Here is a 14,401-nt window from a genome sequence, read left to right as displayed (position 1 = left end):
TAACTAACCTAAAATTACCCCTTGAAACCAAAAAACCTACTTTCTCAATTGTCGGAACTGGAGACGACTCTTAATAATTTTTCATTTGAAGAATTATCTGCAGACGAAGCCACGCGTCTTAAAAAATCATTCGAAGCCTTTAAAACCCATCTTGAAAAACGGATTTGGGGAGAAGATATTCCACTTGATCAGGATTCCAAAACAGATTCAATAAAAGAACAGGAGCAGCTACAAAATGCTCAGGAAATGTTGATCGCCACAGTCAGTCATGAGATACGAACGCCACTAAGCGGAATAATTGGCTTTGCAGACCTTTTAAAAGAGGGAGAATTAACTGCAGACCAACAATATCAGGTAAACGCCATTCAATCAGCTTCCAATTCCCTAATGGATATTATCAACGAACTTTTGGAATACTCCAAACTTTCGGCTGGATTGGAAAATTTTGAAATGCTGGATTTTAATTTTTTCAGCATTATACAGGATGTTGTTTATCTCTGTAATACGCTTATGTTGGGTAAAGATGTTAAACTCGAAGTAGACGTTGACAAGAATATTCCCGGGAACCTTATTGGTGATCCTTCCAAACTTTCACAAATATTATTAAACCTTCTTGGTAATTCTATAAAGTTTGTAGAAGAGGGCGAGATAATGCTAAAAATTAGACTACACAGGCAGGATCAGGAAAAGGTAGCATTAGACTTTGTTGTTACTGATACCGGAATCGGAATCTCCAAGGATGATTTAGAACATATTTTCGGCTCATTTAAACAAGCTAATCAACAGACATTTTCTAAATATGGAGGCGCCGGGCTTGGATTAAACATTGTAAAACAGATTGTTGACAAACTAGACGGGGAAATTAAAGTTGAAAGTACGCTTGGTGTTGGTACTACATTTAAATTTACGCTGCCCTATACAAAAGGTTTATCTGCTGCGATATCTAAATCTAAACCAACTGAAATCTCTTCGGAAGAGGTTAAAGGAATGAAGATCCTGGTATTTGAAGACAATGCGTTAAATCAGCGACTTATAGAACGTCGATTAAATTCGTGGGGCTGTAAAACCTATATTACAGAAAACCCTATCTACGGGTTGAATCTCCTTCAAACTACTGCAATTGACATTGTACTTATGGATCTCCGAATGCCTATAATGAGCGGGTTTGAAGTAACACAAAAAATTCGAAATAACACTAAAAAAGAAGTGGCAGAGATTCCCATAATAGCCCTCACAGCAGACTTTACCATTGACGATAAAAACGAATGTGAGGAAAATGGAATAAATGATTTCATCCTTAAGCCGTTTAGCCCGGAAGAATTACTTTCAAAACTAATTAAAAACAGGAATGAACCCCAAACTAATTATAATTTTAGTGCGTCATCTGACGATAATCAGGTTGATCAGACGCTCTCTGAATCGGGCTTTAACCTAAACGCTGTCTTAGAAGACTGCATGGGCGAGTTTGAACTGTTAGAGGAGTTGATAGGTCTTTATAAAAGAAATGCCCTTGAATTTATAGGTGATGTTAAAATGAAACTGCAAGATGGCGATATAGAAGGGGTTGCATTCGCAGCACACAAGATTAAATGCGGTTTAAAAATGATGCAGACAATGGAGCTATTTTCCATCGTTGAACAATTAAATACAACTGCAAAGACTACTAAGGATATTAATCATATGCAATTTCTGCTAAACAGATTTGTGCAGGAATATCCGAAAGCAGAAAAGATGATTGATGAAGAATTAGGACGATTAAATAAAAACAGAAACGAGTAGGATGGTAAAGAAGAATCTATTATTAGCGGAGGACGATGAGTTGTTAGCATCTTTATTGGATTATAGACTTCAAAAAGGAGGCTATAATGTCCATTTAGCAAACGATGGCAGGGATGTAAAAGAATACCTTAAGACGGCAACCCCCGATATTATTGTAAGTGATATAATGATGCCCTATTTCTCAGGCATTGAACTTATAGATTACGTAAGAAACCAATTGAATTTAAAGATTCCAATAATCATTATTTCGTCTGCAGGAAATGAAGAAAATGTTCTTAGTGCTTTTGAATTAGGAGCCAATGACTTTATATCTAAACCGGTGAGTCCTTCGGAACTTTTGGTTAGGGTGGGAAGAGAGTTAAATAAAAAATAATTTTTGAAAATAATCTCACAAACATATCCCAGCGTTATGCTGATAGGTGCACCAAAGATCCATACGGATCTTTTGTGGGATTTAACAATATTGTTTTCCGGACTCGGGATATTATTCTTTGTATTTGTTTTTATATCCCGAAACAGAATATCTGCTAAAGCATTGAAAGTATCCCGTCAGAAAAAGATTCTGACGCCTATCATCAGCAATTTCCTCTTCTACGAGACAGATGCCACCAAGGAGGAAAATTATGAATACATAAAATTAAAAATTGAAATTCGCGATCTATTGAAAACACCCTTTAACCGATTCGTGTTAACAGAGATTTTATTAGATCTAAAAAAAGACCTTTCAGGTGATTCTCGTAATCGAATCTTTAAATTATACCAGGACCTGGAGCTACATTTAGATGCTTTTAAAAAATTAAGGAGCTGGCGCTGGGAGCTGGTTTCCAAGGGAATACTTGAATTAACCCAAATGAGAGTATTAGCGGCTTATGGATTTATAAAAAAATTTATTAATGATAAAAGAGGCGTAGTACGTAAACAAGCGCAAATAGCAACGGTTACTCTAAAACATGAAGGCATTTCGTATTTTTTAGATTCCACGAGATATGGAATCTCTGAGTGGCAACAATTAAAACTGCTTGATGTACTCAGGAATTTTGAGGACTTTACACCTCCGCGATTTAAAGCATGGCTTACCTCCAAAAACAGGGATGTGGTATTATTTGCCATTCGGCTCATAAAGCATTATAACCAAAATGACGCTAATAAGTCTTTGATAGAATTGGTAAAGCACAGGAATGACCAGATTAAATCAGAAGCCATTCAGTGTATCAAGGATTTCGGTGTTTTTGAAGCTGTACCTATGTTAAAATCCGTCTTTCGAAACTGTAGTGTGGATATTAAATTACAGATTCTTGACACCATTTCTTCATTGGGTAAAGAGGAGGATATAGAATTTCTTCAAACTATAGTAAATAAAGAATCAAACTTCCTTGTAAAAAGTAAAGCTATAAGCACAATTAATGTTTTAGTGCCCGAAACCTATGTTCCAACAGAAGGAATTGATAAAAATATTACCACGGAAAATTTTGAAAATAATGTAGAAGACAATTCTACCCAATTAACAGAAATTATGAATAACAAGGAGATACAACCGGAAGACAGCCTGTCAGCTTCAAACCATGAAGAAAATTCACAAGACCTGCAGGATCATTTAGATCCGGAAGTTGAGGATGAAATAATATTTGATCTCTGTTTTATGGAGGAATTGGAGGACATCCTTACGGAATTTAATGAATCTGACAAGGAAGTAAACTATTTACCCCTGGATTTCTTGCCATTGATATCAGAAGAAGAGGGACTAAAGTTTACATTGGATCCTAAAACTGCTGAGAATAGTGATGTTGAAACAAAAGAAATTCTGGAAGAGGAAAGTTTTAAAGAAGAATTAGAGGCAATTCTTGATAAAATCAAAACCCATAATGTAGATGATATGAATGAAGGTGAGGAAGATTCAGAATTGGAATTTTTGCCCTTGGTAGTAGAAGGTAGTATAGCGGACGAGCCAGAAGATTTGGTAATGGCTGCTGATGAAGACATATTGGCTATAGAAGTAAACGAAGAGGAAGTAGTTACAGAAGAAAAAAATTCAAATCTGCATAACAAAATACCACAAGTTGATTGGTTACCGGAGCAAGAACTCGAAAGTTTTGAAACCATAGCCAAAAACTCTATAGACTGGATGGCATTCGTGAGCGAATCTGAACGAGCCGGAAATATGACTCAATCAGCTGCTTTAAATGCTTCAACCTGGCATGAAAATATTGAGGGCGATGAAAATAATGATAATTCCACTCCAGATTTTTATGGATTCAGCATTTTTCAGGAATTATTCCGAACCTGCGACACAGAGTCTAAGCTTATCTTATTAGATGAAATATTGGCTGTGGGCGATGAGAAAGAAGTACATTTCTTAAAAACACTCCTGGAAGATAGTGACAAAAAAGTAAGTGCTAAAGCAGAATCAATATTAAAGGAGTTACAAAAACTGCTAGCGCCTGAAATGCCAGACGAGACTACTATAGAACAAATTCACACTAATGGCCAAGGAGCTGAGAATACATATTCTGATAAGGAAGAAACGGAAGTAACAAGCCCGGAAATTATGAAGACCGCAAGTTTTCCGGATATAGAAGAGAAAAATATGAAGTCCCTGGAGTACTGTTTCCTAGACGACGCAAGCAGTGAAAACGATAATAATCACAAACATCTTTTTGAGTTGGATTTTGAATTAATGGATACCGCATTGGAGGTGATAAAAACAGGTCTGCAGTCAGATAAAACAGAAAAAGAAGAAAATGATAAAGAGGAAGATATAATATTTGGTTCACTTATGGGAAACTTAATCTTATTACCTAGAAAACTTAAGGAAATGTTTAATGGATAGTGGTTTATTCAACATATTAATAGAGTATTTAAACATTGTGTTTCTTGTGTTTACCGTGGTGCTTTTCACCATGTTTAGCATTATGGGATACCTGGCTACAAGAAATTCTATCCATTACAGAAATAAAAATAGCTTCGTTGACCTTTCTAAGATAATGGCTTCACCATTGGCACCAAGTATTACTATTATTGCTCCGGCCTTTAACGAGGGATTGACCATAGTTGAAAACATAAGGTCGCTTCTTTCCCTTCAATATGTGAATTATGAGGTAATGGTAGTTAATGATGGAAGCAAGGATGACACCTTAAAGAAAATGATAGACGCCTATGATCTGGAGAAAGTGGAACGAATAATAGATCCTGAATGGAGTTCAAAACCCATACGCGGAGTGTACAAATCCAAGCAGCGCTCCTTCTCTAAACTTACAGTTATTGATAAAGAAAATGGCGGTAAATCTGATGCCTTAAACACCGGCATACATCTATCAGAAAATAAATATGTGGGCTGTATTGATGTGGATTGCCTTTTAAGGCCTGACGCTTTGTTGCATGTTGTAAAATCATTTTATCAAAGAACTCAAAAAAGGGTAATTGCTGTTGGCGGTGTAATACGAGTAGCTAATTCCAGTAAAATTTCAGGGGGAACTCTTGAGGAGATACGACTACCAAAAAATTGGCTGGCCAGATTTCAATTATTGGAATATACCCGATCTTTTCTTTTAGGAAGAATGGCCTGGGGCCGAATAGATAGTCTCTTGATCATTTCAGGAGCTTTTGGATTCTTCGATCGGGAAATAGCCCTGGAAGTAGGTGGATATGACACTAAAACAGTAGGCGAGGATATGGAGATTGTATTTAGAATGAGGCGCCATATGCATGAGCGCGAAATTCCCTATACGATTGAATATATCCCGGATCCACTTTGTTGGACCGAAGTTCCGGAAAGTTTTAAAATTCTAATAAACCAGCGGGATAGATGGGCACGCGGAAACCTGGAAACCCTGTTTGCACATAAAGACATGTTTTTTAACCCTAAGTTTGGCCGACTTGGAATGCTTAGTTATCCGTATTGGTTTTTCTATGAATGGCTGGCGCCAATTTTAGAATTTACAGGATTTTTCTCCGTTATTATATTTTACTATATGGGAATTTTAAATTTGGATTTTTTTCTGGCCATTACAATTACCGTCTATACATTTTCCATAATGTTCTCATTCTATGCAATTCTTTGGGATGTGTATTCTTATAATCAGTATACCAAGACAAAAGACATACTTATTCTAATGTTTTGTGCCATAATTGAGCCATTTACATTTCACCCTTTAGTAGTTTGGTCTGCTATCAGGGGTAATTATAAAAAATTATTTAGAGTAAAATCCGGCTGGGGATCACAGGTACGGAAAGGATTTGCCAAAATATAATAAAATGCAGATAGTCACTAACACATCGCGGAATGCCGGGCGAAAGACCCTAAGGGACTTTATACGTCTTATTATGGCCTTTTTTCTATGTTTGGTGGTTTTGTCGCTTTATCAAAATATTCGCCTCTATATGGCAGGTGTTCTTGATGGAGTATTGACTAAAAGTCTATTGCTTTTAGTTGTGCATCATTCAGGGTTTACAGCTATGATTAGCCTCTTTATGGCTTTCATCTTTAATTATTTAGAGTCTAAGAGACATTCTTTAGGATTTAAGGTGACATACATACTATTCATTGTTATTTTAATTATTGAAGGCTTACTGGTAGAGTTTTATGTGCGAAACTATGATATACTTGGTGCAGGGTTTTTAGAAGTCTATAATAGCAGGACATCCACATCTGACTTAATGCTGTCTATTTTTCTTTTACTCCCGGTTATGACAGGGTTTTTATATCTCTTTTATAAATTTACCGCTTCTGTATATGGAACCATTAGCCGAATGTTTCCTCTAACTATTATTCTTTTTAGTTTATTTCTAGCCACCTTAACTTCTGATAAAAATCCTGTTAACGAAAATAAACTACAACACTTAGCATATAGTGTTGCTGATGAGGTTTTTGATTTTAATAAGTATGAAGGAGAAGAAGAGTATCCTCTATTACACAACTATGTTTCCAATAAAAGCCTTGCTCCCTATTTTAATTTAAGAGATAAAAAGCCCAATTTGATATTTATAATAGTGGAAGGTCTTGGATCAGATTTTGTTGGTGATAAGGCAATATATCGTGGATTTACGCCTTTTTTAGATTCGCTGCAGACCAAATCTTTGTATTGGAACAACTATTTGAGTAATGCCGGAGAAAGCCATGCTGCACTACCATGTTTATTAGGTTCTTTGCCGTTTGGAGATAATGGTTTTACCAATTCGACTGATTCCCCTGCGAGACAGACTATTTATGGGATCCTTAAAAAAAATAACTACACTACTTCTTTTAACTACGGAGGGAACAGTGCACATAATCAATTAGACAAATTTCTCTATGAAGAAAGAGTAGATTTTATTTTAGACAACAAAGGGTTTGGCAGCGGATATCTGAAACAAAATGAAGATGCAGCTGGTATATCCCTTGGATATCCGGATAAAGCACTCTTTCAGAATTGGCAAAACGATCTCTTTAGTTCTAATAAACCAAGATTAGATGTCTTCTTTACTCTAAGTTCTAAAAAACCCTTTCTTATTCCTGAAAAAGATACTTATATACTTAAGGTTGACAAAATTTTGGCTAAAGGTAAAATGGCGTCCAGGCCTTCAAAGTTGGTGAAGAAGAATAAAGAGATTTTTGCCAGTATTTTATATACTGATAGCGCGTTAAAATCATTTTTCTCTTCATATACCAGCAATCTGGATTACGCTAACACCATCTTTATTATTACAGGCAGTCATAACCTTACCGATCTGCCACTGAAAGACAATTTGGGAAGATATAGGGTGCCTTTACTCATATACAGTCCTTTATTAAAACAGCCGGCAAAGATAGCTTCTTTGGTTTCCCATGAAGATGTAGCACCGGCAATCCTGGGGTTATTAGAATCGGGATATGATATGATAATTCCATCAGAAGTTGCCTGGCTGGGGAGAGGACTTATTCATGATGGAGTATTTGACGCAACTAAGAAGATTCCTCTTTTCAGACATAGTAGTAATATTCAGGATTTTGTTTACGGCAATCATTTTCTTACCGGCGGTAATTTATTTAAGCTCGATAGTGAACTGAAATTGATAGATCCGGATCCTTCGGTTTTAAAGCAGGAAGTGAAAGAACATTTTAAGTATTTCAAAGCGGTCAATAAATATGTCATGAACAATGATAAAATTATTCCTTTTTCATCAAACTTATTTGCTCAATTAAAAAGTAATCCTTCCAAAGAAGAAATGGTCTGGATAAACAGTGTTTTTAATGGTAAAGACTTTGATAATGCATACAATACAGCAAAAGAATTAGCCTTTGATGGTGATACGAAACGGGCCCTGCTTTTAGGGGGTTATATCTTATCTCAGGTACCCGGTCATGCGGATACAGAAATATTAATGGGAAGAATTCATGCATGGGAGGGTCGGTATGATCTAGCAATTGAAATACTGGAAGGAGCTATTCATAAGTACCCTATATATGCTGATGGCTATGCTGCTTTATTAGATGTTTTTTTTTGGTCAGGTAATGACCAGCGCGCTTTGTCTCTTCAACGTACTATAGAGAGAAATAACATTCAGAATAAAGAAGTACAAAACAAAATGAAGCGGGCTCAGCAGAAAATTGAGAAAACTGAAGAAAAGGAAAACAATCAAAAAAACTTAATAAAATCAATTGGGGAATCACCCTTAATTTCGAATAGGAACTAATGTTATATCGAATCATATATTTAGGGTTATTTCTGTTGTTTTTCCTTCAAAAAGGCATGACACAGGACTTGGCATATCAGGGCAATCCTGATAATTCATACTTTATTGCCCGCGATCTTGCTTTTGAAGGACATCACGGTATGGCCAGAGACACCTTACGGCTTATTCTTTCTAGATACCCGGATTATACCGATGTGAGAAACCTTCTTGCAAAAACATACAGCTGGGATGGTAATCATAATGAAGCCAGGAAACATTTCAATAAAATAACTTCAGTAGAAAGACAGAATAAGGAAGTGTGGATAGCTGCTATAAAAAATGAAATGTATGCGAAGAATTATACAATCGCCTTAGGTCTGGCAAACAAAGCACTAACTTTTATAAAAGATGATTCTGATTTGCAGAATTTACGAAATGATATTATAAATGAAATTTACAGCAGGCAAAATGCGACTGAAACGAGTGCCGAAGATGAATTAAAGGAAACAGAGGCTAAATCATATAAGAATAGAATAGGAATTGTTAATTCCTTAGATGTATTTGATATCGTATACGACCCTATGATTTATTCCGGTGTGGAGTATATTCGCGAAACTGAAATTGGAAAAATAATACCCAGGGTAAATTACAGTAACCGTTTTAATATCAATGGATTACAATATGAGATGGATTTCTATCCAAAAATTTCAAAAACTTTCTATGCCTATACGAATTATGGGTATTCTAATTCGAGGATTTTCCCGAACCATAGAGCAGGGGCTGAGCTTTTTGCTAATCTTCCAAAAGCGTTGGAAGTATCGGCGGGAATGCGCTATTTGGATTTCGTAACCAGCCGGGCTATAATTTATACCGGTTCTTTAGGGCTATATAAAGGGGATTATTATTTTTCTTTGAGACCGTACATTACCCCAAGAACAGATGGACCTATTGGTGTCTCCGGAAGTCTTTTAGCCAGAAAGTATTTTCAGGATGGTGAAAATTATTTTGGGATAAACCTGATAATGGGTTATTCGCCTGAAATTAAGCAACTCATCTCTGATAGTGATATAGTACTCGCGGAGACACTGCTTTTTGTGGAATCTCAGCAACTTCTTTTCGAATACCAGTTTACCGGCAATAGTTTGACGAACAGCTACCGGGCCAGCCTTGGCATCACAAGACAGGAATTAGTATTTGATCCGGGTAAATTCTTTTTGGCGCTTTCTGCCGGATTCAGGTACCACACAAAGTTCTAATTCCTTGCCTGACCAATACAAATTAATAGTTTACAACAAAATTTACTGGCTTCACCACATTTAATTGGGTAATATTATTGGATTTTTTACGTTTACTATATGATTATTGATACCCAAATCTCAATAATGTAAAAACCAATCTTACCATGTTATACGACACCTACGGGGAGGAGTATTTAAATTTCCTCCAAGATTTGAATGAAATTTTAAGTTTAAACGAATTAGCCGAATTGGACTATTTATAGACCACTCGGCTTTTTCTTTTTAAAAAATTATTATTATGGCAAACCAGAATCAAGACAATACCGCGTATTTAAATTTCATTGAGGATCTTAATGAAATTCTATTGGATTATAATATTCACAAATTAAGCTGTTCTTAAGTGTTTTATTTAACAGATTATTAGTTAAAGCCTGGTTTTACCAGGCTTTATTTTTGTTTTTACCCTAAATAGGTTTTAAGCAGCTTACTTCTGGAATTATGACGCAATTTTCGAATTGCCTTTTCCCGTATTTGTCTAACCCTTTCTCTGGTAAGGTCAAATGTTTGTCCAATCTCGGCAAGGGTCATCGATTGTTGGTCGCCAATACCATAATAAAGTTTGACAACATCTGCTTCTCTTGGCGACAAGGTTTCTAAAGCTCGGTTTATTTCCGTATTAAGGGATTGCTGCATCAGTTCTTTATCGGGTCTGGGAGATTCACCAGATCGCATAACATCATATAAATTGGAATCCTCACCTTCTTTAAGAGGTGCATCCATAGAAACATGTCTGCCTGAATTTTTTATGGACTGCTTTACTTCACTAACACTCATTTCCAATTCCGTTGCAATTTCCTCAGCAGAAGGAGGTCTTTCATGCGCTTGTTCTAAATAGGAAAAAGTCTTCTTAATTTTATTAATAGATCCAATTTTGTTCAAAGGCAATCTAACAACTCTGGATTGTTCAGCTAATGCTTGTAAAATAGATTGGCGAATCCACCAAACCGCATAGGAGATAAATTTAAATCCTCTGGTTTCATCAAATCTTTTGGCAGCCTTTACCAACCCTACATTACCTTCATTAATTAAATCGGGAAGTTTTAATCCTTGATTTTGATATTGTTTTGCCACTGAGACTACGAATCTCAAATTGGCATTTGTTAATTTTTCCAGTGCAGCCTGGTCGCCGGTCCTGATCTTCTGCGCTAATTCTACCTCTTCATTTGCCGTAATCAGTTCTATTTTACTGATATCTTGCAGGTATTTATCTAATGATTTTGATTCTCTATTAGTTACCTGCTTGATAATCTTAAGTTGCCTCATATATTATTGTCTAGATTATTAGTTTATAATTTCTCAGTATAATGTTTTATTCTGTCTTTTCCAAACCTAAACCACTAATGTTTTACATAAATTATGACCGTTACATATATCTGTTAAGGGCCTTATTTTTATGATATTTTAATACTATTTTGCTTCACTTTATATGCTGTTTAAAGCGAACAATACTATCTTTACAGCCGTATAATGAGTAGACGAGCGCTAAAAAAGTATTTGACGGGTCTTAAAAAGCCAGAATTAGAAGAGCAAATGGTTGATTTATATGACCGTTTCCCGGCTGTTAAACAATACTATGATTTTGTTTTTAATCCCAGAGAAGATAAATGGGTACAGGAAGCTAAAGTTAAAATATCCAATGAGTACTTTCCTCTTAAAAGAAAAAAAGCAAGGGCCAGAAGATCAGTCGCACAAAAGTATATAAAACAGTTTTTGAAATTGGGCATGGCTCCGTATTTAATAGCAGATGTCATGCTTTTTAACCTTGAAGTAGCACAATCCTTTTCACGCGAACGCAACGTTCCTGATTCGTTTTATAAAAGCATGCTTAATTCATTTACACAGCTAATACATCATGTTTCTTTTTATGAAATGCTCCCCGACTTTAAAGATCGCATTATAAAAGTATATAATACTACTTTGGAACAAAAATGGGAGTATTCCGAGGGTTTTACCAGGGCACTGGATATAATTGATTAAGTCTGGAAAACGTAAAGCTTTGGTATCAAATTAAATGTTTGTTTATTTTAAAATTTTAGAGCATAAATGGCTATTGTAATTATAAGACAAGACAATAAAATAGATTCATGGAAGAAAGCTTTAAAGGCCAATGCTCCGGATATCCCGATTTACAGCTATCTGGAAGAACACCCAAAAGAAGAAATTACTCTGGCTTGCGTTTGGAAACAGCCAGTCGATTCTCTAACGCAATATCCCAATCTTAAATGTATTGCTTCATTAGGCGCAGGAGTCGATTTTATATTCAAAGACCAGTCTGTTCCTGAAAATATACCAATAACTCGCGTAGTAGATCCCGTTTTGGCAAGTGATATGTCTGAATTTGTTTTGGCTTTGATACTTAACTATTTCAAAAACCTTAATAACTACAGGACAGATCAAATGAAGAAGGTATGGTACCCTCAGGAATACAAGAGGATTTCTGATGTTACTGTTGGAATTATGGGTATGGGAGCTTTGGGCGAGAAGCTCGCAGAAGACCTTATCAAAAACCGATTTGAAGTAATTGGATGGGCAACTTCACCAAAAAATATTCCCGGGGTAGAAGTATACAACGGTGATAAAGAAAAAAACACCTTTCTGTCAAGGAGTAATATACTTGTTTGTTTATTACCATTAACCCGGCAAACTACTGGAATATTAAACAATAAATTGTTTAAAGAATTACCAAAACAATCCTATGTTATTAACGTTGCAAGGGGTGGTCATTTAGTAGATGAAGACCTGTTGGAATACATTAACAACGGCCATCTGGCAGGAGCAGGATTAGATGTTTTTCATGAGGAACCACTTTCAGTCGAACATCCCTTTTGGACGCATCCAAAAATACATATTACACCTCATGTTGCCAGTGTTTCTGATATTGAATCTGTAATACCACAATTATTAGAAAACTACGGAAGATTAAAAGAAGGACTGCCTTTGAATAATGCAGTTAATCGTGAAAAGGGATATTAACTTGTAGTTTTCAGGTTTATAATTTCTTTTAAGTATAAAAAACATATAATTTTGCAAAATTGGAGTTACGACAACTTCAAGATTAGTATTTCCTTAAATCTTTCAATGAAAATTCGCTTTTGCAGATACAAACAGATCAAATAGAAAAAAAACTTTACGATTACCAATTACAGGATCTGAATACAATATTTTCCTTTTTGGAGGAAGCTTCGGAAGATGTAAATCTACTCTATCAGCTACCGACAGGTGGTGGTAAGACCGTGGTGTTTTCTGAGATAGCCAAAAGATTTATAGCCAAAACTCAAAAAAAGGTAGTAGTTCTTACCCACAGGATTGAATTAAGTAACCAAACTTCCAGAATGCTAACCGGATTTGGTGTTAAGAACATGATCATTAATAGTGAAGTTAAGGAATTAAAGGACCAAAATAATTTCATGTGCTTTGTGGCTATGGTTGAAACCCTCAATAACAGGCTGCAGGAAGAGATGATTGAGTTAGATAATGTGGGCTTGGTGATAATTGATGAAGCACATTATAATTCTTTCAGAAAGCTTTTTAAGTACTTTGAAAAATCGATTATTTTGGGTGTAACTGCTACACCCCTGAGCTCCAACATTAAGCTTCCGATGAAGGATAACTACAGTAAGTTAATTGTTGGGGAATCTATTGAATCGCTTATAAAAAAGAAGTTTCTTGCGAAGGCCAATATGTATAGCTATGATGTTAGTCTACGTTCATTAAAGCTTGGGATTAGCGGAGATTATACCGTAAAGTCTTCCGATGAATTGTACGGGAATCAAAACATGTTGGTTAAATTATTAAGTGCCTATGAGGAAATTGCTAAGGGAACAAAAACCTTGATTTTCAATAATGGTATAAACACTTCGCGTTATGTATATGAAACTTTTAGGAAAGCCGGGTATCCCATTAAACACTTAGATAATAAGAATAGTGCCTCAGAACGAAAGGAAATCTTAGAATGGTTTTCAGAAACCAAAGATGCTATTTTGACTTCGGTAAGTATTTTAACGACCGGATTTGATGAACCAACTGTAGAGACCATTATCCTAAACCGGGCGACAAGATCACTGACTCTTTATTTTCAAATGATTGGAAGAGGATCTCGTATTCTTGAAAATAAAACAGATTTCACGGTTGTGGATATGGGAAATAATGCATCTCGTTTTGGAATGTGGGACGCACCCATTGACTGGCAGGAAATATTTCACTTTCCAGATTTTTTCCTTGAAAACATTAAGAATGATGAGGATATAGAACGTGAATTTGTATATTCCATGCCTCCCGAATTAAGGGCAGAATTTGCTAATTCTACCCAAATTGATTTTGATGTTAAAGCCGAATATAAAAAGGTGTTTGCACAGGGTCTGAAGTCTAAGACTGTACTTGAACGCAGTATAGAACAGCATGCCCAAATATGTGTTGAAAATAGTGAAGATGTTTTTGATGCAAGAATTCTGGCCAAAAAGCTTAAAGAAGAAATCTCCTATCGGGTGAGGCAATATTCATATTGTATTATGAACAATACAAAGAATTATAAAGAATGGTTGGAAGAAGATTATGAACGTAAACTGCGTTTGAATATATCCCAAAAATTTGCGTCAAGAATGTGATTTTTACAGCTATAAGTAGCTAAAGCCAGCCATAATATACCTGAACAATGTTAATTATTTATTAGGGTATTTTTCTTAGTTAACCGTATATAG

Annotated in this window: 10 protein-coding genes; 9 read left to right on the top strand and 1 reads right to left on the bottom strand. The window is 35.6% G+C overall.

The window, feature by feature from the left end; genetic code table 11:
• Positions 1-21 precede the first annotated feature (21 nt).
• From WBM60_RS00665 to WBM60_RS00640, 6 genes are read left to right on the top strand one after another with little or no spacing between them, the layout of a single operon-like run.
• The gene (locus WBM60_RS00665; protein WP_424276540.1) at positions 22-1,779 is read left to right on the top strand and encodes an ATP-binding protein; all 1,758 of its coding nucleotides are present in this window, start codon (positions 22-24) and stop codon (positions 1,777-1,779) included.
• 1 nt (position 1,780) lies between these two features.
• Positions 1,781-2,152 carry a response regulator gene (locus WBM60_RS00660; protein WP_424259195.1) on the top strand — a complete coding sequence of 124 codons (372 nt, stop codon included), beginning with the start codon at positions 1,781-1,783 and terminating at the stop codon, positions 2,150-2,152.
• Positions 2,153-2,155: 3 nt separating this feature from the next.
• Positions 2,156-4,606 carry a HEAT repeat domain-containing protein gene (locus WBM60_RS00655; protein WP_424282632.1) on the top strand — a complete coding sequence of 817 codons (2,451 nt, stop codon included), beginning with the start codon at positions 2,156-2,158 and terminating at the stop codon, positions 4,604-4,606.
• A complete protein-coding gene (locus tag WBM60_RS00650) occupies positions 4,599-6,026 on the top strand; it encodes a glycosyltransferase family 2 protein (RefSeq protein ID WP_424259193.1) in 1,428 nt (475 codons plus the stop codon). Before WBM60_RS00655 ends, WBM60_RS00650 begins: the two co-directional genes overlap by 8 nt.
• Before the next feature lie 4 nt (positions 6,027-6,030).
• Positions 6,031-8,427, top strand: a complete 2,397-nt coding sequence (locus WBM60_RS00645; RefSeq protein WP_424277916.1) for a sulfatase-like hydrolase/transferase — start codon at positions 6,031-6,033, stop codon at positions 8,425-8,427.
• A gap of 56 nt (positions 8,428-8,483) precedes the next feature.
• Complete coding sequence (locus WBM60_RS00640; RefSeq protein WP_424276973.1) at positions 8,484-9,662, top strand: YaiO family outer membrane beta-barrel protein; 1,179 nt, start codon at positions 8,484-8,486, stop codon at positions 9,660-9,662.
• A gap of 441 nt (positions 9,663-10,103) precedes the next feature.
• Here WBM60_RS00640 and WBM60_RS00635 read toward each other — a convergent pair whose 3' ends face one another.
• Positions 10,104-10,967 carry a sigma-70 family RNA polymerase sigma factor gene (locus WBM60_RS00635; protein ID WP_424276974.1) on the bottom strand — a complete coding sequence of 288 codons (864 nt, stop codon included), beginning with the start codon at positions 10,965-10,967 and terminating at the stop codon, positions 10,104-10,106.
• Positions 10,968-11,171: 204 nt separating this feature from the next.
• Here WBM60_RS00635 and WBM60_RS00630 point away from each other — a divergent pair, with 204 nt between their 5' ends.
• The 3 genes from WBM60_RS00630 to WBM60_RS00620 all read left to right on the top strand — a co-directional run bounded on the left by WBM60_RS00630 (position 11,172) and on the right by WBM60_RS00620 (position 14,308).
• The gene (locus tag WBM60_RS00630; RefSeq protein WP_424261000.1) at positions 11,172-11,681 is read left to right on the top strand and encodes a DUF6155 family protein; all 510 of its coding nucleotides are present in this window, start codon (positions 11,172-11,174) and stop codon (positions 11,679-11,681) included.
• A gap of 66 nt (positions 11,682-11,747) precedes the next feature.
• Positions 11,748-12,677, top strand: coding sequence for a 2-hydroxyacid dehydrogenase (locus tag WBM60_RS00625; protein ID WP_424282631.1), 930 nt, complete (start codon positions 11,748-11,750; stop codon positions 12,675-12,677).
• Positions 12,678-12,796: 119 nt separating this feature from the next.
• The gene (locus tag WBM60_RS00620) at positions 12,797-14,308 is read left to right on the top strand and encodes a DEAD/DEAH box helicase (protein WP_424261004.1); all 1,512 of its coding nucleotides are present in this window, start codon (positions 12,797-12,799) and stop codon (positions 14,306-14,308) included.
• Positions 14,309-14,401: the final 93 nt, after the last annotated feature.

The sequence above is a fragment of the Eudoraea sp. genome (assembly GCF_049669105.1).
Taxonomy (GTDB): domain Bacteria; phylum Bacteroidota; class Bacteroidia; order Flavobacteriales; family Flavobacteriaceae; genus Eudoraea.
The sequence above is the reverse complement of the archived record's forward strand: the minus strand, read 5'-3'. Positions and strand labels throughout refer to the sequence as shown.